The 25,960-nt window shown below is 47.5% G+C and carries 18 protein-coding genes and 1 pseudogene; 1 reads left to right on the forward strand and 18 read right to left on the reverse strand.

Annotated features, from left to right (window positions below):
- Positions 1-161: 161 nt before the first annotated feature.
- The 3 genes from MHH48_RS26850 to MHH48_RS26860 all read right to left on the reverse strand — a co-directional run bounded on the left by MHH48_RS26850 (position 162) and on the right by MHH48_RS26860 (position 2,851).
- Positions 162-1,079 (reverse strand): helix-turn-helix domain-containing protein, encoded by a 918-nt coding sequence (locus tag MHH48_RS26850; protein ID WP_076324278.1) that lies wholly within the window; start codon positions 1,077-1,079, stop codon positions 162-164.
- A gap of 183 nt (positions 1,080-1,262) precedes the next feature.
- On the reverse strand, positions 1,263-1,421 hold the full coding sequence (locus MHH48_RS26855) for a hypothetical protein (protein ID WP_179090676.1): 159 nt from the start codon (positions 1,419-1,421) through the stop codon (positions 1,263-1,265).
- Between the two features lie 575 nt (positions 1,422-1,996).
- A complete protein-coding gene (locus MHH48_RS26860) occupies positions 1,997-2,851 on the reverse strand; it encodes an AraC family transcriptional regulator (RefSeq protein ID WP_076324279.1) in 855 nt (284 codons plus the stop codon).
- Between the two features lie 107 nt (positions 2,852-2,958).
- Here MHH48_RS26860 and MHH48_RS26865 point away from each other — a divergent pair, with 107 nt between their 5' ends.
- Complete coding sequence (locus tag MHH48_RS26865; protein WP_076324280.1) at positions 2,959-4,119, forward strand: epoxide hydrolase family protein; 1,161 nt, start codon at positions 2,959-2,961, stop codon at positions 4,117-4,119.
- Positions 4,120-4,255: 136 nt separating this feature from the next.
- Here the strand turns inward: MHH48_RS26865 and MHH48_RS26870 are convergent, their stop codons facing one another.
- From MHH48_RS26870 to MHH48_RS26940, 15 genes and pseudogenes are all read right to left on the reverse strand, one after another.
- On the reverse strand, positions 4,256-4,684 hold the full coding sequence (locus MHH48_RS26870; RefSeq protein ID WP_256720707.1) for an aldo/keto reductase: 429 nt from the start codon (positions 4,682-4,684) through the stop codon (positions 4,256-4,258).
- Positions 4,673-5,233, reverse strand: a pseudogene (locus MHH48_RS26875) (alpha/beta hydrolase fold domain-containing protein); the annotation flags it as partial. The gene MHH48_RS26870 and the pseudogene MHH48_RS26875, both read right to left, overlap by 12 nt.
- Positions 5,234-5,602: 369 nt before the next feature.
- Positions 5,603-6,934 carry a 6-phospho-beta-glucosidase gene (locus MHH48_RS26880; protein ID WP_076324282.1) on the reverse strand — a complete coding sequence of 444 codons (1,332 nt, stop codon included), beginning with the start codon at positions 6,932-6,934 and terminating at the stop codon, positions 5,603-5,605.
- Positions 6,919-7,911 (reverse strand): BadF/BadG/BcrA/BcrD ATPase family protein, encoded by a 993-nt coding sequence (locus MHH48_RS26885; protein WP_076324283.1) that lies wholly within the window; start codon positions 7,909-7,911, stop codon positions 6,919-6,921. Before MHH48_RS26885 ends, MHH48_RS26880 begins: the two co-directional genes overlap by 16 nt.
- 43 nt (positions 7,912-7,954) lie before the next feature.
- Positions 7,955-9,622, reverse strand: coding sequence for an extracellular solute-binding protein (locus MHH48_RS26890; protein ID WP_076324284.1), 1,668 nt, complete (start codon positions 9,620-9,622; stop codon positions 7,955-7,957).
- Positions 9,623-9,695: 73 nt separating this feature from the next.
- On the reverse strand, positions 9,696-10,589 hold the full coding sequence (locus MHH48_RS26895) for a carbohydrate ABC transporter permease (RefSeq protein ID WP_076324285.1): 894 nt from the start codon (positions 10,587-10,589) through the stop codon (positions 9,696-9,698).
- A gap of 22 nt (positions 10,590-10,611) precedes the next feature.
- Positions 10,612-11,565, reverse strand: a complete 954-nt coding sequence (locus tag MHH48_RS26900; RefSeq protein WP_076324286.1) for an ABC transporter permease subunit — start codon at positions 11,563-11,565, stop codon at positions 10,612-10,614.
- 133 nt (positions 11,566-11,698) lie between these two features.
- Positions 11,699-12,577, reverse strand: coding sequence for an AraC family transcriptional regulator (locus MHH48_RS26905; protein ID WP_076324287.1), 879 nt, complete (start codon positions 12,575-12,577; stop codon positions 11,699-11,701).
- A gap of 219 nt (positions 12,578-12,796) precedes the next feature.
- Positions 12,797-13,567, reverse strand: a complete 771-nt coding sequence (locus tag MHH48_RS26910) for a glycoside hydrolase family 16 protein (protein ID WP_076324288.1) — start codon at positions 13,565-13,567, stop codon at positions 12,797-12,799.
- 898 nt (positions 13,568-14,465) lie between these two features.
- Complete coding sequence (locus MHH48_RS26915) at positions 14,466-16,514, reverse strand: GxGYxYP domain-containing protein (protein ID WP_076324289.1); 2,049 nt, start codon at positions 16,512-16,514, stop codon at positions 14,466-14,468.
- 448 nt (positions 16,515-16,962) lie between these two features.
- The gene (locus MHH48_RS26920; protein ID WP_076324290.1) at positions 16,963-20,187 is read right to left on the reverse strand and encodes a glycosyl hydrolase; all 3,225 of its coding nucleotides are present in this window, start codon (positions 20,185-20,187) and stop codon (positions 16,963-16,965) included.
- 9 nt (positions 20,188-20,196) lie between these two features.
- Complete coding sequence (locus tag MHH48_RS26925) at positions 20,197-22,212, reverse strand: glutaminase family protein (RefSeq protein ID WP_076324291.1); 2,016 nt, start codon at positions 22,210-22,212, stop codon at positions 20,197-20,199.
- A gap of 184 nt (positions 22,213-22,396) precedes the next feature.
- Positions 22,397-24,055, reverse strand: a complete 1,659-nt coding sequence (locus tag MHH48_RS26930) for an extracellular solute-binding protein (RefSeq protein WP_076324292.1) — start codon at positions 24,053-24,055, stop codon at positions 22,397-22,399.
- Positions 24,056-24,135: 80 nt separating this feature from the next.
- Positions 24,136-25,032 carry a carbohydrate ABC transporter permease gene (locus MHH48_RS26935; RefSeq protein ID WP_076324293.1) on the reverse strand — a complete coding sequence of 299 codons (897 nt, stop codon included), beginning with the start codon at positions 25,030-25,032 and terminating at the stop codon, positions 24,136-24,138.
- A gap of 12 nt (positions 25,033-25,044) precedes the next feature.
- Positions 25,045-25,959, reverse strand: a complete 915-nt coding sequence (locus MHH48_RS26940) for an ABC transporter permease subunit (RefSeq protein WP_076324294.1) — start codon at positions 25,957-25,959, stop codon at positions 25,045-25,047.
- Between the last annotated feature and the right edge of the window lies 1 nt (position 25,960).

The raw sequence follows: 25,960 nt of genomic DNA on the forward strand, positions 1-25,960 counted from the left end.
AAATTTATAACCATCAAACCTAAATCTAATTCATAAAAAAGAGGCTTCCCTGTACAGGAAAAGCCCCTGATCCGACCCGTTTCGACTGTTTTACAAACATCAGCAGCATTTTTCAAATCCGACATTATATCTCGATTCTACAATCCTTGCGATGCTATGATTCAGTAGATGATTCTCATTATGATATCTTGATCATAATCACCAAACTGCTTGCCGAAAATATTGATGCCTCCAATATGCTCTGCATCCGGCTTGATCCCGATTCGTAAACTAATCAACTTATTCTCGAGCAGACGGAGATCATCTAGATTCACCTCAGAAACAGCAACGTCGTCGAGGAAGCTCCCTGAGTTATCAACTTTCCAGGTTTTCAGCAGCCCGTATTGCGTATGACTATCGGGTAGCCACGGCGGGTTCAGCTTTCCCCTGCGGTCCCCAAAGTCACCAGGAGAAGTCCATGTTCCGATTTCTACATCATTGATCCAAATCGTAATATCAGACGGCCAGTTATGATCGTAAAGAAATGCTTCTGAACATAGCTCCATCGAAAACTGAATGGATTTAATGTCTACGTCTCTCTCTGAAAACAGAGGAAATTTATATTCTACATATCCGCGGGAAAACCAGATCAGCTGTGCAGAAATTCGGCTCGGATGAAAAAAGTAGGCCGGCTCGTCCGGCGGTTGAACCATTCCGGATTCAGTGATCAAGCCGCATGTCGGATGGATTTCGCAATCCGTATAACAGCCAACGGGCATCTCAATCTGGTGCAGATTGGTCGGACTGTAGATTCCGTTGGTTAATTTCAAACTCATACGTAAATCATCAAACGTTCGTGTGCAAACCTTCATTGTGCCTCTGGATGCGGGCAGTACCTCCGTCGCGATAATGCCCGCATTTTCCAGCACCCGAACATTGAAGGCGACCGTCGATACAGGCAGATCTAATTTTTCAGCAATATCGACAATATTTTCTCGGCTGTGATTCAAAAGCTTTAAAATGTTTATCCGGACTTCCGAAGCCAATGCATGTGCCACTTTTCTCAGTCGTTCCGATTCATCGATTGACAACTCCAACATTTTGCCCTTTTCCCCCTATTGCGAGTTTTATCTGCATAGCTGGTTATCATTATACGTTACAACAACCATATCTCCGCAACTCCCTAAGAGCACCAGATGTGATAACACATAGGCCCTTAACTGCAGCTGTTATATTGGGCATCGGTGTTGAATTGGCGCTTAAGCCTGTGCTGCCTGCAGAGTTCACGAATCTTCTCTACCATGTGATTTGTATTTGCTCCCGTAGGCGTCTTTCCAGCGATAGTAGGTTGCACGAGGAAGCCCGATCCATGCACTTGCTTGGGTCACACTGACTTCCCCTCGAATGGACTCCATCCACTCCACTACAATCTTTGGAGACACCTCCTTTCCATTTCCTTGTACTTTTTTAGCAGATCTAATTGTTACTTCAAAAACCGATTTTCCGCCTTTAGTTTCTCCAATTCTGATGTGTACTCAGATCCTTTGCCGTAGCTTTATTGTTTACCCACAGGCTGTTTCAATCAATGCAATTCTCCGGCTCGGTGCCATCTCATCCACGTTCTTAACTATTCCAAGCTACTCCATGACTTCGCTCACGGGAATACCCGTTAATCTCATTTCAATGGCTTTTCTCTTCACTTCTACAGGGTAGCTTACTCTTGTTGCCAACGCAAAAACACCTCCAAGTTTGTCTCCATATCTTACGACATGGTTGCATCCTCTTGAAGGTGTTTACATTTGTCTCACGTTATGGGGTCAGTCTCGTCAGTCCCAAGCCCAATAGAACCGACTCTTTGATACAAGTGAACAGACGTGGATGGTTCAGGAAACCGAACGATGGCCCAAGGATGAAATCTCTCTTGCCTTCCTGTACCACTTGAACCAGGTAGTCTACACTGCCTCAAATTTGCCATGTGCTATAAACACTGACTTCATAATAGATCCTTCCTCATCTTCTATTGAGCAGTAGCGAACTTGCGAGTAATGTTCCTATACTTTGTAGGTGAGATGCCTTTTTTAGCCGTAAATTGCTTGATAAAGTAAGTGTCATACTCAAATCCGGTATCACGTGCAATTTCATCAAGCTTCATACCTGTATGGGTTAGAAGTTCGCACGCAACTTTTAAACGATAAGAAAGCAAGTAACCGATAGCTGTATTTCCGCATCTCTCTTGAAACATCTTATTTAGAGTCACACGGTTCAAATGAGCGCAACTCGTCAAATCTTCCAAAGAAATCTTTTTGGGATAGTTAGTGTGTATATATTCCAATACCAAATCAACAGGGGATTGTTCGCTATTTCGATTTAAATCCTCAAGCAAACCTAAAATTTGGATGAGGTATTTTTTTATTCTGCATACCCAGCGTTCATCACTTTGCGCCTGCACTTCCGTACCTAGTATGAAGAACCATTCAAATAAAAGCGGGTATGCTTTCTCCGTTACACGGGGTACACCTGTGTATCGATCATCTCTTTGAAAAAGTGAAAGACCTGTTTGTATTCTCGGAGCCGTCGGAAAGTAGCCCTGCGTTTCGGAAAGAGTTATGGTGTTAAGAAATTCGGGATGAAAACGAAAAGATTGTGCGGCAACGTTTTGTTTCTCCATTACTTTCATGTCATCATCTTCGGTCAAGCAAAGAACACCGGGAGAGGAAATGGATATTGGCCGTTCGTTTAATGTCCCGCTCATACTTCCTGACGTAATGAGAATCAGTGTAAGACGTTCAGGATAAGGAAGCATGTCAAAATCCTCCGCTGCGGCAAATTCAATATTCACGGTTCGGTTTTTGTGTCGATCTATTTGCGGCATAGCAGTCACCTATCAAATGTTATAGTTGGATACTTCATTTATGCCAGTGTACCACACAAGTGTGAGGGATATAATAGCGATGTAACAACAAAAGGAGGGAAACCACGATGGCTATTGAACGTTTTCATATTCATGTCTCCGACGAGATCCTTGACGATCTAAAATACAGACTGCATCACATTCGCTGGCCGGATCAAGTAGAAAACGCGGGATGGGAACGAGGCACAGAAATAAGTTATTTAAAGTCGCTCGTTTCGTATTGGAAGGACCATTATGATTGGCGCGCCCAAGAATCCAAGTTGAACCACTTGTCCCAGTTTTGCTGCAATATCGACGGCATCGACGTGCACTTCGTACATGAGCGTGGTAAAGGACCAAACCCATTGCCCATTATTCTTACCCACGGATGGCCCGATAGTTACCTTCGTTACCAAAATATTATCCCTCTTCTTACGGATCCGGCCAGCTACGGCGGTAACCCTGAGGATTCTTTTGACGTGATTGTCCCTTCATTACCTGGATTTGGATTCTCTAGCCGCCCCAAACATCCTGGCGTCAACAATTTTCGTGTCTCGGAAATGTGGGCTAAGCTAATGACAAAAGAATTAGGCTACAAAAAATTTGCTGCCGCAGGTGGGGATATTGGCTCCGGTGTTACAAGATACCTGGCATCAAACCATCCCGAACTGTTATTCGGAATCCACCTAACCGATGTCGGCATTATAAGAAATCTCATGACTTCTTCTGATCAGGCAAAGCTTTCGGAAGAGGAACTGCGATACAAGAAAAACGCTTCGAAATGGATTGCGCAGGAAGGAGGCTATATGTCCCTTCAATCGACACGACCCCAAAGCCTTGCTTATGGACTTTCCGATTCACCGGCAGGTTTGGCTGGCTGGATCATTGAAAAATACCGTGCATGGAGCGATTGTAATGGCAACCTCCAGCATAGATTCAACGAGGATGAACTAATCACTCATATTATGATTTATTGGGTTACGAACACGATTGGATCGTCAGCACGGATGTATTATGAAAATTCTCATTATTTACCACCATTGGGCTATATAGATGTACCGACAGGCATCGCATTATTCCCTGCAGACATATTGTTGCCGCCCAAAGAATGGGCTATGCGCAACCTAAATGTAACCCGCTGGACTTCGCTGCCCCGCGGCGGACATTTTACCGCTATGGAAGAACCCGAGCTTCTGGCCCAGGACATTCGTGCCTTCTACAAGCCTTTTAGAGTGAAATATAATAATTAATATTCATCAAGATCCAATCAGTGGACTCCCCGCTACTTCAATAAACAACGGCAGCCGATCGTGAGGTCGGCTGCCGCTATGTGATTTTCAACTAGAGGAATACATGAGGATAACAGTGTCTCTAGAAATGTATTTCTCAATGTCGCCTGCGCCGTTCGGCACTCATCCACTCAGGAGTCCAGGTCTGCTCTTTGTCATCGATACGTTTGCCTGGTGGAACAATTGCATCAATAGCATCCAACACATCTGTGCCGAGCCTCAACTCCGCACCGGAAATATAGGCTTTTAATTGCTCTAAAGTGCGTGGTCCCCATAGAGTTGCTGTGACGGATGGATGACTTTGGGTAAAAGCTATTGCCATATCGGCTAGTGAAATCCTCGCTTCATTTGCCAGCTGTTGCAACTTTTCAATGATCATAAACTTATGTTCATTTTCAGCTAGTTCAGGATCTAACGTATCTACATATCCTTTTAATGTGGCAGCGCGTGAATCGCTTTGCGCGGCCTGACCAGCCTTGTATTTTCCAGTTAGTAAGCCACCAGATAGAGACTGGTATACATGCAATTCAACTAAAACACCATCAAAGACCAGTTGTTTGGCAAATAATAAGGCTTCATCTATGAACAAATCAATGCTGCCTATGCTGATATAAGTAGGAGGTAAACCGGCCAGTGATTTAGCACGCGCTGGCACGAAATATTCGCTGGTCCCCTCTTGACCTGGTTCATGCCCTAATACCGATTTCCAGCCGAAATAATTGCTTTTTTTTATCCAAACAAACTCGCCGGCATAGGGAGGATCCCGGGAAATACTCGTACGGTCATCGAGCATTGGGCTGCGCAATCTGAGATCATGGATGTCGAATTCCTTTTGATCTCGAACGTATAGGGCTAGACCTGCGGCTAATCCGCCACCTGCGCTGCTTCCTGCTACAGCGACCTTCTGAGCATCTATCGCCAATTCCTCAGCATGTTCGATGCACCATCTCAGGCCTGAATAACAATCCTGCAATTGACTTGGCTGAATATGTTCCGGTGCTAGTCTGTAGTACACAGATACGCAGCAAAAACCATGTTGCGTTGCAAGCGCTGCATTCCCTTGACGATCAACGACAGTAACTTAGAATCGTTTTCGACATAAAAAACACTTATGAAGAAACTTCATCAGTGCCGTTTGCTACTTATTTGCAATAAACAATATTCTTAATAGTTTCAATGGAGAGAAAATAGTCCTTAGCAAGCTGTTCAATACTGCTATTATTCTTACACACTAACCTCATAATACGAAACTACTTTACTTCATTGCCTCATGAAATTTTTCCTACCAAACTATTTGATCTACACTATACAGGGCTAACCAATCCTGCAGCGGTACATTTCATCTCTATAAAAAAGACGCATCTCTAGGAAAACGGATCTTCAAAGAGTGCGTCTTGCAGCTATTTAACGAAATGTTCGTCTTTTTCCCTGTAATTATCTCAAGCTATAATATCACGTTTCGTACACTTTGCACCCCTTGAAAAAACTGCGGCAGATATTTGCGGTTTCGCTCCAGCATCTCATCCAGCATGGTTTCCGCGACACCGACGGAATCGATGAGCGGATGAGCGCTAAGAGCGAGCAGCGCTTTCTCTCTACTTCCCGTTACTGCCGCTTCGATGGCCAGGCTCTCGTAGGTCTTCACAGCTTGGATCAGGCCAACCGCCGCATCCGGCACTCGCTCGACCGGTACCGGCACCGCGCCGTTCTTCGTCACGACGCAGTTCACTTCGATACTGGCATCCGCCGGCAGGAAATCCAGCGTGTCGCCGTTCATGACATTCAAGGTTTGAATCTCTCCGCTATCCGTATGAATGGCCTTCATCAGATTGACGGCCGCCTCGGAGTAATAAGCACCGCCGCGCTGCTCAAGCTGCTTCGGCTTTTCCGCGAGCTCCGGCCGCTTGTAAATCTCGAACAGCTCATCCTCAAGACGCTGGACCGTCTCGGCTCTTGTCCCGCCTCTGGCCGCGGCAACCTGCTGCTCCTCCAGCATCTCCCGGTGGAGGTAATAATATTTCAAATAATAGGACGGAATCGCGCCCATCACCCGAATCAGCGTATCGTTCCAGGCAAGCTGCGGCACGTTACCTGCCGAGTAGCTCCCTCCCGCAGCCAGCAGCTCCTCCAGTTTCGACTCCCCGTCAACCTCGATCCGGCTGATCCAGTGCAGGTGATTCAATCCGGCGAACTCGCAGTAGATGCGCTCGGCCGGTACCTCGTAAAGCCCGGACAACCACTTGTAAGCGGCGATGGGGGAGTTGCACAAGCCGATGGAACGGATGCCGGAGTGCTTCATGATGGCTTCCGTTACCATCCCGGCGGGATTGGTGAAATTCAGCAGCCAGGCATCCGGACATAATGCCTCCATGTCCTTGCATATATCCAAAAGCACCGGTATCGTACGCAGAGCCTTCATCATGCCGCCGGCTCCGGTCGTCTCCTGCCCGAGCATCCCGTATTTCAGGGGGATCGTTTCGTCCCAGCCTCTGGCCTCCAGCAGCCCGACTCGCATCTGAGTCGATACATAATGGGCACCCTTTAGTCCTTCCTGGCGGTCCAAGGTCAACGTAATGCGGATCGGCAATCCGCTTCGCTCAATCATCCGCTGGGCCAAGCCGCCTACAATTTCGAGCTTACGCCGGCCTTCCGGGATATCCACGAGGACGATGTCCGTCACCGGAAACGACGCATAATGACGGATGAAACCTTCAATCAACTCAGGGGTATACGAGGATCCACCCCCGATAACAGCAACCTTCAATCCAGTGCCCATTCCACATTCCTCTCCTTCACTGCAAGCTCATGCTGCAATTGTTCATACACGGCGGTGCCCGGAACGACGCCGCTCTCATCCATTGCGAGCAGGACGGCACCCGCTGCCGGCTCAAGGGCCAGAATGCGCAGCCGGCTATTCGGGGCTGCCGCAAGAACCTGAGATTCGATATACGGAACGATATATTCCCTTTCTCCCCGGGTCAGGACGCTGCCGGCCAGCACGACGTCGAAGGCGTCATTGCCCATGTTAAGCTTATGAATAACCGCGCTGGCGACCTTCCCCAGCTCCATGCCTTGTCTTTCCAGTATCTTTCTTGCAGCCTCATCCACGGGTGCAGCGTGAAACAGCAGCTTCGCTAATGTATGCGGCGCCCTTCTGCCCTCGTCCAAAAATCGGTGAAACATCTCCTCCACGCTGCCGAACCTAAGCGCATCCAGCGTGAGCGGCGTCAATGAAGTCGGCTTCTCCCGGCCTTCCCAGGAACGAACGACCGTCCGAAACACCTCGACGGCCAGGTCAGCTCCTCCGCCGAAATCGCCGAACGCATAACCGAATCCTCCGATCTGAACCTCCTCGCCTGTCGCGTTGACGCCGTAGCCGTTCGTTCCGCTACCGCATATGAGGACGACGCCGTCCCTCTGTCTTGTGCCGGCTCTCATCGCAATGACGGTATCGCATGCGATATGGTGTTTCTTGAAGCCCATGACGTCGATCATGGGCCGCAAGATGCGGAAATCCGCCTCGCGGTCGGCTCCCGCCAGCCCGAACGACGCGCAGGCGATGTCTTCTCGCCCGAGTCCCGCCTGCCCAATCGCTTCATCCACTGCCTGCCTGATGCTTGCTTCCGCAAGCGCTGCTCCAAGCTGATGGTTGCCGCAGCCGCCCATTCCCTTCCCTGCGATTCGTCCCGTCTCGTCCGCCACGACGGCCAGCGTCTTGCTTCCTCCGCCGTCAACCCCCAAGTAGTAATTCAAGTATGATCTCTCCTATGATGCCCGGCTCATGAAGCCGTGACGTTTATTTCGATGCTTCCAGCTTCTGCTTATTCTCCTGCCATTTCGCCGTTTTGTACTTCAACAGCTTGTCGTAACCCGCTATTTGCGCATCCGCCTCTGCCTTATCCAGAAGCGAGAGCACTTCCTGATCTGAGGAGGCCGAGCTGATCGCCTTGGCTCTGGCCTGCTCATAAATTTCGAACACGCGCTGCGCAATAATGCCTTCCTCCGAATCGCCTGCCGGATCGAGGTTGACGTACTCCGTCGTATTCATCTGCGTCTTCCAGGTAATCTCCGATTGCCAATACGTTTCAAAGTTCCGCTTCTCCGGCGGCAGCGTGGATTCGAATTTCATCTTGGAATTGTCCACATACACCGTGTTGCCGTTCCACTGGAAATTAACCGTGGCGTTCATCAGCTCATCGCGCCCCTTCGCATCGCTGGTGAATTTATCGGTGAACAGCGGCATATCCTCTTCATCCGTTCCATCCCAATACAAGCCTTCCGGTCCCCACATGATCGTCCGCTGTCCTTCGGGACCCGTGAACCAATCCAGGAACGCGAAGATGGCTTCCGGATCTTTGGCCGCTTGCGTAATAACGCTGACATTCCAGCCAAGCTGCTTGTAGTCGCCCGGGAAAATCTTGTCGCGATCCACTCCTTCCTTGTGGACCGGCCATATCATAATGTAACCGGCATCCGGGTCTTGCGCCTTCAGCAGATTGTGGCCCTTAGAACCGAACTCGGTCGGGCTGGATGCCACATAAACCGCCACGTTGCCGTTGAGAATCTTCTGCTCGACTTGCTCCAGCTTCTGCGTGAAGGCATCCTGCGTAACGAGCTTCTCGCGGTACAATCGGCTCATGTATTGAAGCAGCTCGCGATAGAACGGATCCGTGAACAGGGACACAAGTTGATCCCCTTGCGGAACGGCGATCATACTGTTGAACGTATACGGGCGGTTCTCGGCAAAAGCGGACACCATGATGTCCACGCCCGCTGCCGATTGGCCTACCTCCAGCGGGACGACATCCGGATACTTCGCCTTAACTTGCTTCAGATAGGCGTACAGATCATCCGGCGTTTCCAGTTTCGGCGATCCGAGCTCCTCGTAAATCTTTTTATTAACGAGATAGCCCGCATTGCCGTTCGGCTGCGTCGTATACCAGTTCGGGAATTGATACAGCTTGCCGTCCGGCGAGCGAAGCAAGTCGAGCGTGGACTCCCCGGCCCATTTTTTCAGATTCGGGTATTTATCCAGATAATCGTCGAACGGCACCAGCATGCCCTCAGCACGCAGCTTCTCGACCTCCGCACCCGGTTCCATCCATATGACATCCGGCAGTTCACCGGACACGATCATCGTACTGAGCTTGTTCTTAGCTACGCCGCCGGAGCTCACCGGAACCACGTTGACCTTCTTGTTCTCTTGGATCCACTTCGTTGCAAGATCCGCACCCCAATCCGGCATCGTGTACCAGTCATAATGGCCGTAGAAGGAGAATTCCAGCGGCTTCTCTCCCAGCACAAAGGTGTCCTCCGCAGCTGGTTTCTCATTGTTTTGAGAGCTTGGGCTCTCCTTCTCCGGGCTTGCAGAGTTACCTCCTGAGCCCGAACATCCCGTTAAAGCCATAACGATGACAAGTGTGACTGACCATGCAGATAGAAGCCTTTTTCCCCTTTTTTTCATTCCAAGTGCTCCCTTCATGATTCATCTATGGTCAAAGCTGCTGCTTCAAACCCTTGGCAAGGCTGCTGGTAAATTACTCCTTCAAAGAACCGATTAATACGCCCTTCACGAAATACTTCTGAACGAACGGGTATACGCACAGGATCGGGACGGTTGCCACCATCATGGTCGCCATGGACAAGGACTTGGTGGTTACGGCCTTCATTGCGCTCATCCGGCCCTGCGCCGCGGCATCCATGTTCTGCATTTGTTCCATCATGATATTGGCATTGAGGATCTGCTGAAGCTTCGTCTGGATCGGCAGCAGATCCGCGTTGGATATGTAAATGCTTGGCGCAAACCAATCATTCCAATGATACACGGCCGTGAACAACGACAGCGTCGCAATGACCGGTCCCGATAGCGGAAGCACAATCCGGAAGAATACGCCCCAGTTCGAGGAACCGTCGATATGGGCCGACTCCTCAAGCCCGGGCGGGATGCCCTTAAAGAACGTACGGAATATGATCATATTCCACACGCTGATGATGCCCGGTATGACCATGACCCAGAACGAGTTCATCAGGCCCAGCTCCCGAATGAGCAAATAATTGGGAATGAGTCCGCCGCTGAAGTACATCGTCACGATGCAAGTGACCATATAAAAATTGCGTCCCATCAACTCGTGTTTGGATATGCCATAAGCGAATATGGCGGTTGCCACAATGGATAGAAAAGTACCGATGACCGTTCGGAAGACCGAGATGACGAACCCGTCAATGAGGCGCTCGTCCTTGAACACCACGCGATAATTCTCCAGTGTGAATTCGCGCGGCCAGAACGTAATGCCCCCCTGCATCGTGTCGGTCCCCGAGTTAAACGAGATGACGGCAGCGTTCCAGAATGGGTACAGCGCGATAAATGCCAGCAATGCCAAAGAGCCGTAGATGAAGCCAACGAATACCCGATCTCCGTTTGACAGCCTCATATGTATCTCTCCCCTTTCTTCCCTACCATAGGCTGTTCCCCGATCGGCGGGCCCAGTAGTTGGCTCCGGCCAACAACAAGACGCTGATTATCGCCTTGAACAGTCCTGCCGCCGTTGCGTAGGAAAACCGGCTGTTCTGAATGCCAATCCGATAGACGTACGTGTCCAGTACGTCGCTGACATCCCTCAATACCGGATTGCCAGCCAGCAGCAAAATGTCCTCGAAGCCTGCATTCAGGAAGTTGCCGATCGCCAAAATCGAGAACACCACGATGATTGACATGATGGACGGAATGGTGATGGAGATAATCTGCTTCAGACGGCTCGCGCCGTCAATCGAAGCGGCTTCATACAGCTGGGGATTGATGCCCGCGATGGCCGCCAAATACACAATGGAGGAAAAGCCGATCTCCTTCCACACATTCGTAACCGTCAGGATGCTCCAGAAGTACTTCGGTTCCGACAGAAAATTAATCGTTTCATCGATCAGGCTCAGCTTCTGCAGCAGAATGTTCAGACTGCCGTTATCCGTCGATAGAATCGATATCGCAAAACCCGAGACGATGACCCATGACAAAAAATGGGGCAAATAGCTGATGGTCTGGACGATTCGTTTGAAGGAACGCCTCCCTACTTCATTGAGCATCAGCGCAAGCAGAATCGGCGCCGGAAACCCGATGCACAGCTTCAATAAGCTGATGACCAGGGTGTTCCGCATAATGGTCCAGAACTCCGGCGCCCCAAAGAACATCTCAAAATGCTTGAAGCCGACCCACGGGCTGTTCAAAAACCCCTTGAACAGACTGTAGTCCTGGAACGCCATAAGCACTCCGTACATGGGAATGTAGCTGAAGACCAGAATGAACATCATGGCCGGAAGCACCATCAACTGTATATCCCACTGCTTCAAAAAACGGCGCAGGCGGCTTTTCTTCACATGCGGCTCCGCCTTGCTGTCGATCCCGGTTTGCGGCATTGGCATCTCCCCCTTTTAATTTTGTGTTAGATTTATTGACACAACCTTGAGATGCTTGCCACTTTATTGTATCGCCTGACCAGGCTCATTTCTCTGCTAAAACAAGCAAAAACCAGCACTATTTCACTGGTTTTTAGGAATGTTGCTTTTGTGAAGCCTTCGGCGTCATGCCGATGTGCTTTTTGAACAGCCGATTAAAATTGGTCAGCGTGCGGAAGCCGCATTCCAGGGCAACGTCCATCACTTTCATATGGCCTCCTTCCAGCATCGTGACCGCCTGCTCCAGCCGAATGTGGATCAGGTACAGGAGCGGCGGCATGCCGACCGCGCGCTTGAATATCTCGCTGAACCTAGAAGAACTGAGATAGACCAGGGAAGCCAACTCCTCCAGCGTCCAAGGGTGGGCGAAATCTTGCTCCATTACCATGATGACTTGACGCATTTTCTCCAGCTGCCGTTCGCTGATGCTGGGCTCGCTTCCGCCGTCCCCCTCGATCCGGCATTCCCGGTTCACGGTAGCGAGAAACTGCAGCAGAAGCGAGTACACTACCGTAGCGTAAGACCGCCGTTCCCTCTCATGCTCCTCCTTCAGCTCCATCAGAAGCGAACGCAGCTTGTCCATGGCAGGATGATTGCGGTGTATCAGGTTCATGTAGTGCTTTCCCATCTCGCGGAACGGACTGAACAGTTCCGGATCGAACCGGAGGTTATGGATGAACCAGGTCGAATCGAACGTAATGACGGTCATGACAAGATCTTTCGTTTCGTAGGCGCAGTGCAGGTCATTGGAGTTGATGAGCAGCACATCCCCTTGCTGGAATTCGAATTTTTGCCCGTTGATGATGTAGTAACCCGTGCCGGATTTAATGTAATTAATCTCCAGCACGTTGTGCCAATGAAGCTTCTGATAGGGGCTGGTCACACCAATCGTATCGGCGACGAAAACGGGACAATTCTTGGCTAATTTTACTTTTTCCTTCGGAATTGCTTCTTCTCGCATGATCGATGGCATGATAAATCCCTCCACACTCGATTTTTTTGTAAGCGTTGCACACATACATCTCTTGTCATAAACTCTATCATTCATATTCCATTGTTGTAAATAAAAAAGCTATCCCATGTCTGATTGACCTGGGACAGCTTGTTGGTGCGATGATGCTGGAACAATCGAGATGCGGATTAAGTAAACTCCTCGCTGCTCGAAAATCCTGTATTCGCATACAACGAAAAGCTAGTTGGCCGGCGTGAATTTGATCCAGTCATAGTACGCGCGTACCGGCGAACCAGGGTAATTGAATTTCCCGGTCCATATCTCGGCCGGTCCCGATCCCGACCACAGATTGACCATGATATGGCCCGGGCTGGTCGGAAGCGCTCCGCGCGAGCCATTCTCCGTGTGGACCAGATTACCGTCTACATACCACTTAATGGATGATGGTGACCATTCGAACGCATAATTATGAAAATCGATCGAGGCATCGAACCCCAGATCGATGATTGTGCTATGCTGGCCTACTCCATTCGTAAAATAATTGGTTTCCAGCTTTGTGGTGTCTTTGCCCAATATTTCAATGTCGATTTCGTCATTGGATGTACCCGTCGCTTGTCCGGAATACGTAAAGAGGCTTGTGACGAGTCCTGTTCCGTTTGCTGCTTTTATACGTGCTTCAACCCGGCCATAACCATACTTGACATGAGTTGCATATTCAGCTGAAGCATAATTTTTCCCCGAGCAGTTGTCCGGACACCCTGTATTGTCAAGTCGCAGAGCCATAATGCCATTGGAAAATTCCTGATTAGCGGTCTTCCAGCCCACTCCGAAATCCGGACCGTTGGCCCATCCATCCGAGGTATAGAACAGACTAGGATTCGCGCCGTTTAAAGGTTCGTTAAATGCAACGTCTGCCGCCGACGCTTGAATGGGTAACAGCAATCCGCATATCAGGGCACCTACCGTCAGAACAGCCGTCATTTGCTTTCTGAAATCCATTAAATTTTTCATGAATAACACCTCTTTCTTAGAATGTAATAAACAGAAAACGATCTAGCGCTTCTTGGAATCCGAATTGAATGAGCCCCCTTTCTTCACGTTATGGTTTCGAGATAACTTAACTTTGGATCATCTTCATCTTACATGTAAAAATCTAGTCGATCTCAGCCATTTCAATCATAAAACTGCACTATTTAACGGTTATTTGTATCATTCGATGGGGAATAGGCCTGTTTCAGAACTCTTGTTCCTTCCTGACACTTCCTTCTTCAGCCACCTATCTCTAATTTTACAAAGTAGGCACCGGCACATATTGCTGCCGATACGAGGTGGGCGACCGCAGTAATATTTTGCGAATGTCTCGAGAACATGTGATGGTTGTTGAATCCAGCGAAAAAGGCTTACAGTCCTAAACGTTACCGGCGAATTGCCGTTCTGTAAGAAATGGTCCTGTACATCATCCTACAGACTTCTTCGACCTCACTCCGGACCACAAAAAGAAAACTGTTCCTCCTTTACGAAGGATCAGCGCGTTCTTTCTCTGCCAGCATTACAAGGCTGTTTTGGGTGATTTCAACATGGAGAAGGGACACCTGTTCGTTCTTCTCACTTGTATTTTTTCGTCTGAACTAAACTTAACCATAGAAAAACTGCACCTCCAATGTTAGATGGTGTCTAACAAGTGGGGTACAGTTCAAAAGTTGATGGTTTTTTTATATTCTGAATTTAGAAATATAACTGTTCACGTATTGTTGTAGTTTCTTGTTTTCAATATTAGGTTTAGAAGAATATTCTAATCATTCCATAAATACTTTTTTTGGCGAACCTCGTATTCTTCCATTACTGTAAGGGCTGTCACTAAGATTTATAACCTTACGTGACAGCCCTTCTTGTTTACTATGAACAATAATTATTTCTCAATCTTATTGGGCAATCCATAGGCTTTTCGAACAAGTGAGAAATATTCATCAGCCTTAACGATTTGGTATTCTGGGCCAAGAGATTCAGTGATAGCTAGAACATCTGATGGTGTCATACTCCACGCGTTGATTCCAATCGAAATAAACTTTGAAGATTTGCCATCCCAGTCTTTCTTTGCATCAGTCAATACATTTTTCCCGTCCTGAACAGTGGAGATGCCTCGCATCATCGATACCGGCAGGCTTCCATTCATGATTTTAATATCGTCTTTATCTTCCCCTGCCAAGAAAAGACCTGGAAGTTTATAATTTTTCTCATACGCGGCTGCCGTCGACTCGCTGAGCGGAATGTCTTTTCCAAGTTCACGATTCAGCACATATGGGTACGACATGTCGGTTTTCTTAAGATACGAATAGGATTGTTTCAGGTATTCCGTAAATGTCTCCTTCGGCCAGACATGCGGATTGAAGTAGCTCGCTCCAGATGGTCCTGCGATAAGGAGATCATTTTTTGTCGCAGTTGAACGGTAATAATTTAGAATGGCAGGTGCTGCATCATACAGCATCGGACTTGAGGTCCAGTTAATGGGTACTTTGCCCCGAGCGGGATCATTCCATAAGTTACGCATATGGTTCTGGTCGTATTGCAAATTGTCACCTTCGCCAAAAGTATATGTCACGTAAATTTTATTCTCGAGCTTAGGATCAACTCGTTTAGGTGTCGGTTCTTGTTTTACTTTTGTTCCTGAAAATACGGTCATGTTATGAAACCAGTCAGAAGGTAACACATACACACTATGACGAGACGTTAGTTCGAGGCCAGCGACCTCCCCTTCAAAATCATTGTCGAACCATCCCATATAAGGCGTCCCTGGCTTTACATCGGATAGAATCTTCTCGAAAAGCACCTTTTCCTCAGGTACGCTTGTTGACAGCCAGAAGACCATTGCTTTGTTTGCTACGGCATAATCACGCAGAAAACCAAAAGGCTCCTTCTCTTCAGATGAAAGTGGTTTAATATTGCTTGCTGATACTTTGTATTGGTTCCACATTTCAATTGATACTGTTAATTGCTTCGTATTGGCTGAAGGTTTAAATTCGTATACAAAGTAATTGCCGTGATCGACGAAGCGGTGATCGCTACCAGGTAAAAATTTGGAGTTATGTTGGTCATAGAGAAAAGGTTCTTCCTCGGAGGTACCCGTTTTAAAATCTGAGATGACCTGTCCGTCTGCCTTCACAGTCACTTGATGAACGGCTGGCCCCCAGCCATCCTGAGGAAAGGCATCTTGGAAGCGGAGATAGACAGCCTCTTTTCCCAAATAGGAAGATAAATCATATTCAAATGTTTTCCGATTACTTCCATCACGTACTTGTTCCTTCTCGACAGCAATCGTTTGGAACGAATCAAAATTTCCTGGCGGGATCGGGATGGATGTGTCCGGACTCAACCCGACCAGCATTCTTTGAGTCGTTTGGCTCCAGAGATTCTCATATTGCCAATTGTATGCGTCCATACGATTCTTGAATTTGCCTTGTAAGTCTTCAATTACCGCCAGGTTATACGGTGCAACAGTTAATTGTTGTGCAAGTTCAGGACTGGCGACAACAGCATCTTTTAGTCCAGCAAGTGTAGTTGCCACATTAATTGAATCCGGTATATCAGGATCATATACGATTATGCCTTTAATTTCTTTTGCATATTTCTTGAAAACATCCATAGCGTTGTCATGTTGCTTATAAGGAACTTTTAAATCCTTCAGCCAAGGGTCAACTTTATTCTGAAGCACATAAATTCGTGGTTGCTCCCTGTTTATAATCCCTTCAAGAGTTGTCAAAAGCAATTTGATATCCCCGGGTGCCTCATAAACATTAGCAACATCCAAATGTTTAGCTTTACCGAAGTTTGGAAGCGCTTGATTTTTAGGCCATTTCAAAGAATTCAATTGCGTAGAAGCATCAGTAGCAGCAAATGCGCTGACCGATAACACGGTTGTACAGACTAGGGTAATACACAAAACGGCTAACTTACGAATCATAATTTTCATTTCTCCTTTTAGTGTGATGTGATGTACAGAACAAACAGCGTTCTCTTCTTATACACTCCTTCCTCTGCAAATAAGTAATAAATAATTCATTTATATATTAAATATATTTATATATATATTTCAATACTTTCGACAAAGGTTCCTTAAATTCGACATTCAATCACAAATTAAATGACATTTTAAAAGAAAATGATTGTATATTTTGTTGGATTTCAATAAGAAGACGTTTCCTTTTCGATTCCATGACATGAATTCACCTTTTTTTGCATTGGTGATTTCAAAAACTTAAACAATATATTGAATATATACTTTTCTTAGTTGTTTGATTCATTTTTTCACTTTTAGCATCGGTGTCATGTCATAAAACAAATATAGAATGCCTGGATCCTTAAAGGATCCAGGCATTCTATTAATAACAATATATTTCAAAAACAGTCCCTTATAGTAGCGTTCGACGTACCAATCTCATCTGACCATTTATCCCAGAAGGCAGTGCTGACTTTCCATATAAATTCTCTAAGGTGTTTGCTGCATGAATGTTAATTTTATTATTTCCCTCTTGTAAATATGGCGTTATGTCCCATCGGTAAGGCGGCCATAGCCGGATGCCAGCTTCCATATCATTCACATATAAGCATGCCGTCTCCCTTATCTCATCAGCTTCCAGCCATAACTCATCATTTGGGGCTAAGCTAACATGTGTTAAGTCCACATATTGCGAGTACGATCCCGTACCCGAATAATAAGGATAGCCGGCAGTATTCCAAAATCCATCCAAATGTTCCACATCGGCATTTAACGTAGTATGATCTTCAATTGCGAATGGACCAATCAGAAATGCAGGGAATGAAATAGCCGGCATCAGTTCCAGTAAAGAAACCGTCAGAATCTCCAGCTCATTTTCGCCTACCAACAAATGAGGCGTGATATCTACACTGTCGTAATAAGCGTCCTGCCAAGAAGATTGTTTCAATGCTTCCTGGCGTATACCATTGACGAAGATTTCAAGATTCCTTCTACGTGACAGAAAGCCGATATGAGATGGAATCTTCTGCTCCACATCGTCTAGAATCAACTCAATCTTGGCCGATTGTTCTTTTCCTGACGCATCCGAATGACCGGAATCGCTCTGTGATTGAACAATCTCGATCAATTCTTGCGTCATCCTAAACGTAGTTCGATACGTATTCACTTGTCCAGGCATTATGGCGTTCATCTTGGACTGTCGGTCATTCAACGTTACATGCCATTGATCTAGAAGAAGAACATTGGGATCGACAGTCTTAAACTGCCACTTCTCACCAAGAACGACCACATCTGTAGAAGTTCGGTCTCCATTGTTTGTATGTTCTTGCGGAAAGGACGGCTGCTCATGAGGGCTTACCGATAATACTCGCAGCTCTCCCGGCACAAATGTAAGAACAGCTTCACTGTCTAACCGACGCACTCCCCCGTTCTCCAAATCCCATTCTTCCAAGTAATCCTTATTTTCTCTTGGATCGAGCTTAATGGTCACTGACTGCTCCGACCAATTCATAATCCACACATACACAAAATCTCCGATTTTGCGTTCCACTCTAATCAAATCTTCGGACTGTCCTTTTATCAGGTTCCAGAGAATAGCTGGTGGTTCTCTTAACAAATCGCTTAATTGAGCACAAAAGGCTTCCAGTCGATCCCCAGCCTGATCGCCTTCATGTGCAGCGTCGTTCATGGAATAGAACAAGCTGTATCCTTTGCCAACAGCATGTAATTCCCCGTGCTGACGATCGGAACTAAATAGCTCATTTATATACTTCAGTAACTCCGGATCTTTCCGCATAGTCTCGCTATACTGAGGAATCGCCCCTACAGCAATTAGAGTGCCGCCTTGCTTCACAAAGGAAACGAGTTGTTCAGCGATGTCCCTAGACATCACCTCAATCTCTGGCATAATCAAAATCGAATAGACGTTCCCATCTCCGCCAAATCGATACCCTTCTCCATCCACGAGGGTAGCATCGCGAAGCTGACACTCATCTACATAGTCATAGTCGATGGACCCGCGCAGCATGCGATCCGACAGAAGCGAGAACAGGACATCTGAAGAAGGATGCCTATTCGATTCACCGGATGCGAACATATTTTGGTATACCGTATGAATAGGCGATAGCAGCAGTACCTCTGGCGTTCGTTTACCGCTTGCGCCTAGCAGACTCAATCGACCAATATAATCGGCAAAGGCCTTATAATGCGGCCAATGCGGTGCATGTTTGAATTCTGTCGGTGGGAAATCGGTTTTCCTAACCCCTGCAAACGAATAATAGAACGCATGCGGGATAAACAGATTCACACCTAAGAATGCCATGAAATTAGCATCCAGTCGCCTCTGGCGCATGGAATAGCCGTGACCGCTTGCGCCAAAAGATTCACAGATCACTCGTTTCTTCCTATCCAGCTGTGCTACGGAAGCCGCCGTCTTCACGGACACGATCCGATGCGGATTCTCCTTCGTACCGATTCCGGGAGTTAGATAATCCACGCCTGCGTAGTGGAACTGCTGCAATACCCGGGTCTGATTGCCTTGTGACCTAGCCTGTCCCCAAACTGGCTCCTCCAGCGTATGACCAATATACAGCAGTCCGTGCCGCTCACACCATGAACGAATCGCATGATGATAGCCCTCAACATACCAGCGCGTAATCGTATCATAATATTGCTGTTTCGTTGACCTGCTGCCATCTGCCATGTTATATAACAATGCGCCCAAGCGCGGGATTAGATCATATCCATTCTCATGCTGATACCGCTGTGCCATCCCATGTGTCCATGCAAAGACCATGCCCGGCAAGGTAGCGCCCACATCATGAAGAGTCGTCCGGATCGCTTCCACGCCGAAGAAGCCATCATGAATCATGAGTCCAGGCTCGTCGGTAAATACACCTTGAATCGTGGAGCCGAAATATGTCTGCAATGGCAGAAACGGTTCATAAGACATTTGAATGAAGGTCTGAACGGCTTCCGGATTCAATGTATCCAAGTAGTACCCTTGGGCAAACGTGATGCCCTCCGCAATTTCGCAAGACCAGCAGGCCAGTACGATATAAGTATCCTCCGTATCCGGCTTCCAATCCCGCCCCCATAAATGCGTGATATCTTCCGGACTATCATAGAGCAGCCACTCACCATCCTGTTGAACAGCGCGATAAGCCAGAATGGCGATAAGCTCATTGTTATCGTAGGAGGCAAAATCCAGCCGCAATGCTTCTTGCTGTGCGGTACGCGAGTGCCTTTTTTCCTCAACCCTTAAGTAACGCATGCGATATTCCGGATGCTGACGTGTTAGCTTACCGCCCAGCGTTCCGCTCGGCCAATTATCCTCATCGTACAGCCAGACGACCATATTGCGTTTCTTGCACTCTGTTGTGCAAAACTCCAACACTTCTATAAATTCTGGCGACAGGTAAGGGGTTTGCATCCCATGACGCGCATGCAGAACTACACCCCCAACTCCCGCTTCAAACATCGATTGAATCTGGCTCTTGAGTTCCGGCTTCTCAAGTTCATGATTCAGAAACCAGAAAGGCTGCGGACGATATGTTGCATCCGGATTCTCGAATTGCTGCTTCAGCTGTATCAGGTTCAGGTCCTTGCGAATTTCTTCGATAACATTATTCACATTCATCACCTGTCTTCACTCGAATTTGTCTTTAGACTCTTGCATGAGTAATTGAATGAAGAAGCCCCCGACAACAGAACGATTCTGGAAATTCTTCTGCTCTGTGGTGATCGTGTCATACCAATCCGTTACCGGAACACGAGCGAAGGTTTCATTCAAGAAATCCCATAGGGGTGAGATAAATAACTCAAACTGTGCTTGTGTTGAACTCATGGAGGCACACCATACCAACCAATCCGATTTGGTATACGTATCCCGGCTATCCAGTGGGAGGCCATAGCGATTTTGTTTATCCATGTAGTATTGGAGTTCTTTAGCGGCGATTTCTTGTGGGAACAGGTGCAAATCCAGAAGACGATCCCACACCAGATTGTATTTCATGCTCCAAGTATCCGGCCCACTGTCAAAAGTCAGTTTATAGTGATCCCCGGCATCTGCCATGGACACCCACTCATTCGCCATGTTCTGAGCGGCCTCACGATAAGAGTCTCCCTCCTGGAGACCAAGCTTGTTACACATGTATGAATAAGCAGCTATGCCTAAGATAGCCTTAATCGACAGATTTACGTTGTGCGCCAAATGACCGGCGAAGTCATCGGTGCAGAGCTGATTTTCTGGATCGAGTCCATTCTGCAGTAGATACCCCGCCCATTTCGTAAGCGGTTCCCAATGTTCCCGGGCAAAATCCGCATTCCCTTCATACTTGCATACCGCGGCAGCCATCAAGAGCATATTGCCGCATTCCTCAATCGGCATCTGGTCTTCCAGCTTGTTCTCTCCATACACCTGACCATTGGCTTTAGGGTATGTTCCTACGTCGTGGGGCGCAAAATCAAACGTCCAATCACGGCTCATGGCATACTTATAAATTGGACGCATCATACCCTTGATCAGTTCCGGGTTATATCTCAGGAACAATGGAATCGACGGGTAACTGACATCGACCGTAGCGATACATCCATTACTGAAGTTCTCTTTGGAGAAAAATAAAACATCTCCCGCTTCATCGGCAACCAATTTATGCGCGGCAATCGCCTGTCTGTACGTAAGCGCCAGGATATCCCGGTACTTCTCACCGCCTGCGGCTTGGCTCTCTGTTAACAGCTCATGATTAAAGCTCTCGCATCTTTGCAGGATCTCTTCATATTGATCGGCTGCCATTAACAACATTTCATGAAACGTCAATCCGTTTCGTTTCCAATACGCATCCAGCGGTTTATGAAAATATTCGATCGCATGAATGTCCTCATACGCAAGCATCAGGTACTGGGTTACCGGCACTTCCTGGACTATACCCATGTCCATCTCTGCCGCCATGACAGGCATGTTATCGGATACCGCTCTCGGATGGTTCTGATCATCTTCTAACGGTAATTGACCGGTCTCCACATACAACCCGCGGCTTGTTACAGAATGAATCACCGTCTGGATGCTAGATGTCCGGGGAACCGCCAGAACCATATATCCCCAATCGATTCTTGTATCATCTCCAGCTAGTTGTAATATTGGCTGTTCGACCGTACCCATGGACATCGCATTCAGTTGTCCATCAATCACGTGGCGTTCCCATGTCACTTGCTGATCCGGTGTATGTACACACCACTCGCCTGTCACATCGAGGTAAATCTTAACTTGATGTGACTCCCCATCCATAGAACGAACTTGAAAAGTCACGTAGGTTACGGGCCTTGATAACAAATCGAGATCATCCAGCAATAAAGGCGTGGTGAACTGAACCTTAAGTTCAATTCCTTCCCCTTGAAAAGTATATCGGGTGGTTACAGGCTCAACCGTCAGACCGGTTTGAACGAGTGCCTCCGGCTCCGGAAATTCAGATTGATCCTGCAATGAAACTTTCCCCATAAATCGTCTGGGCTTGCCATCAATGATCGCAAGGCCAATCATGCCATGAGTCTTGTTCGTCCAATGCCGGGTGTGATCCTCATACAGATGATCTGCAGCGGACCAAACGCTAAAATAAGGATCTACGGTTACGAGAGGCACAGATGGAGGTCTGAAATTCGTTGTCATTACACTACAACTCCTTAAAGTGATATGTAAATGTCGGTATCAAGAATTACGTTTACCACTAATGTATTCCTCATGAAGATGGGTTGTCCTTGCGCTAAAGCAAAACAACGAAAGGCTTCGCCCCCTTGTTCCCAAGGTGCTGCGAAGCCTTTCTTGTTATCGGGCTCCAATGATTATGAAGTCATCAGTTCGGCATCTGAACGGTAACGACGTCTTTACCTTTCAAATTTTCGTTCGTGAACTGCATCGCTTTCTCATATCCCGTCTTTCGGAGCTGCTCGCGAAGATCGTTTATTATTCCCATCGCAGCTTCATCTGATTTCGCAAAAACAGCTTCCTTCCAGGCATCCCCCATACGATCCATCGAAGGCTTCAGCATTTCCCATTCCGGCGCTTTTGTAATGACATCTCCCGGGTTATAGGCCGTAATCACGTGAATGCCGTTGGGACGGAGGATTTGGCGTGCTTGCTCCATGGAATCGAGCCGTTCCTGTTCGGCCCAGATGTCTCCACCAGCTGCGGAGTTGATGCGATCAAGCCCCGTAATCGATTCCAGGCCGATGCTAATGCCTTCGTTCTTGCGCAGCTTTAAGTTAGTATCCGTGCTGAATTTATCAAACCATTCCTGATTGGCAACAGGCTTACCGTCCTTCATGTCCCAATGGACGCCTTGAACTCCATATCTGGCCAGCATGAAACCTTCATCGGAAGCCATATAATCGAGGAACTTTAGAGCCGCATCTATACATGGGCCCTTGCAGCTTTTGGTAATGGCTGTTACGTTGTTGCCTTGAATGCCTAAATCCACGGGGCGGTTCGGGTCAACATCTGCCCGCTCCAATGGGCCGAGTGGAATGTAATCACTTCCAGGATGTGATGTGACATATTCCTTGGAAGCGTCCAAAATGGCTGGATAATGTGCGGCAAGGATGGCAATTCGACCTTGATTGATCTTTTCCTTAGCAATCGGGTCTGTCTGGGTAAAGGCTTCTGGATCGAGCAACCCTTCTTCAACCAGTTTGCGATAGAACAGCGTGTATTCTTCATAACCCTTTGTGAAGAAGTCTCGCTCAACGGTTCCATCACCTTTGTCTACATAGCTGGCACCCGAATAGAACATGGTGTTGCCAATGCCAATGGCCCAGCCGTTACTGAAGCCCCCCAGAGGAAAGACCGGCTGGCCGTTCTCCTGCAATTTGGCATCCTTAATTTTTTTGAGGAAGTTATAGAAATCCTCCTTCGTTACGACAGACTGAGGGTCCACGCCGACCTTCTCAGCGATGTCTTTTCGAACATAGAAGCCGTAGAGCCAGTCCATGCCGTCATTGTTCGTGGCAGGCTGATTCTGTAGAAGTAAATATTTTTTTCCGTCGTACGCATCAATCGCTTTCTCATATAATGCAGGCGGCACATTTTCTTCCGCAATGGATTTGGCGAGGTTCGGATAATCTTTCAATTTGTCTGATATATCTACCAACTGCCCCTCTTTGGCAGCCTTGATAATGCCGTCCAGTTCGCCTCCCCATGCAGGTCCAGTGTAGATATCCGGCAAATCCTGCGTGGCAAAAATCTGGTTGACCTTCTCGGTCTCACTGCCTTTGGTGTATTCCCACTGGAGGGTAACGCCCGTCTTCTCCTTGATGACTTCTTCAACAGGTGTCATTCCATTATCGGATCCGGATGATCCGTTCCAATTGTGTAATATTTTGAGTTTGTATGAATCTCCTTCAGTGCCTTCTCCGTTATCTCCGTTCCCTGATGAATTCGTGCAGCTGATCAACATTCCTCCAACCATGATGGACACGAGCAATATGGATACGCCTTTCGACCAAATCCTGTTCAAACCAATCGCCTCCTGGAATACGAATATTAATGATCTTGGTGAAACTGGGTGAAGCTCATCAAATTCCGGGTCAGGATGACCTAACCTTTAACCGAACCGATCATAACCCCCTTTACGAAATATCGTTGCAAGAACGGATAAATACACAAGATCGGGAAGACCGTGATGACAAGCAAGGCCATACGGAGGGATTCGGGCGTTGCTCCTGCCCCGGCTGCACCGCCAACCGTTTGCCCGCCCTGTTGCGCGGCGCGCTGCATCGAATTGGATAGTGCTTCCGCTTCCGTCAACATTTCTTGCAGCAGGGTCTGCACCGGAATCAAATCTTTGTTGGATACGTAATAAGCACCCGAGAACCAGTCATTCCAATGCGCCACCCCAATAAAGAGCGAGATGGTTGCCAGCACCGGTCCCGAAAGAGGCAAAATGATCCGGACGAAGATTTGAAAATCACCATACCCGTCAATGTATGCTGATTCCTCCAACTCCTCTGGAATGCCTTGTAGAAAGGTCCGGATAATGACAATATGCATGAAATTGAACAGCATCGGCAAAACGTATACCCAGAAGCTGTTGATCAGATGCAATTTCTGGAGCGTAATAAACAACGGAATGAAACCGGCACTGAAAATGGTAGGCAAGAAGATGTAAAAAGTGAAAAACGAGCGGCCGGGTAACGTCTTTTTGGAAAGCGCATAGGCCATGAGCGTACACAGGACCACATGAAGGAACGTTCCCAACACGGTGCGCATGAGTGTAATTTGGTACGCCTTCCAGATACGGGCGTTATCAAATACCTGAGCATAGTTCTCGAGCGTGAATTTTCGAGGAAGAAAATAGATCGCGCCCTGCATAGAATCCTTACCGTCATTCAGTGAATAAGCCAAAATGTAAATAAACGGGTAGATCATAGAGAAGCCAACCAAAGCAAGAAAGGTATAGTTGACCACGGAGAATAAGGACCATTTACGTTTCATAACGTCACCTCCTTAGAACAGGGATACATCACTGACTTTGCGGGCAATCCGATTGACCGTCAGAACCAATATTAGGCCAATAATGCTTTGAAATAATCCAACAGCTGCGGCGTAACTGAGGCGCCCTTCCCGGATACCGGAGTTGATGGCATGCACGTCCAGTACGCTGCCCATGCTGGCGGTCGCCGGTCCGTTCAGGAGAAGCAGCTGTTCATAGCCCGCGCTCATCAAATTACCCACGGCAAGAATAAATAATATAATGGCCACATTACGGATACCTGGAAGTGTTATGTGCCACATCTGCTGAAAACGTCCTGCGCCATCCATCTTAGCAGCTTCATATTGCTGCTGATCGATTCCGGCAATGGCAGCCATAAAGATGATGGAATTCCAACCGATATTCTTCCAGATGTCGGATCCCACAATCATCTGATAGAACCAAGTTGGATTGTTCAGGAACTGGATTGACTCCGCTCCAAATGACCCCAATAAATCATTGACCGGACCGCCGTACGGAGTAAGCAGTCTCTGCATCAGGGTGACCACCACGATCCAAGATACGAAATAAGGTAAATAGGAAAGGGTCTGAACTGTTTTCTTGAACTTCAACTTTCGAACCTCGTTCAAAAGAAGGGCAAGAATGATCGGCATTGGAAAGCCGATAAGTAGTTTCATGAGACTGATGATGACTGTGTTGCGGATGATATCACCGGATTGATAGTAGTTAAAGAATTGTTCAAAGTACTTGAAGCCAGCCCATGGGCTTCCGCTGAAGCCGCCAACGAAGGTGTAATCCCTGAAGGCAACTTGAATTCCATAAAGGGGCACATAGGAGAATAAAAAAAACCAGACGATGCCAGGCAGCATGAACAAGTAGAAGAGCTTATGTTTCCAGATTCGCTTCATTAATCGATTGTTTGGCTTCATC

It is taken from the genome of Paenibacillus sp. FSL F4-0100, assembly GCF_037993005.1.
GTDB lineage: Bacteria > Bacillota > Bacilli > Paenibacillales > Paenibacillaceae > Paenibacillus_AQ.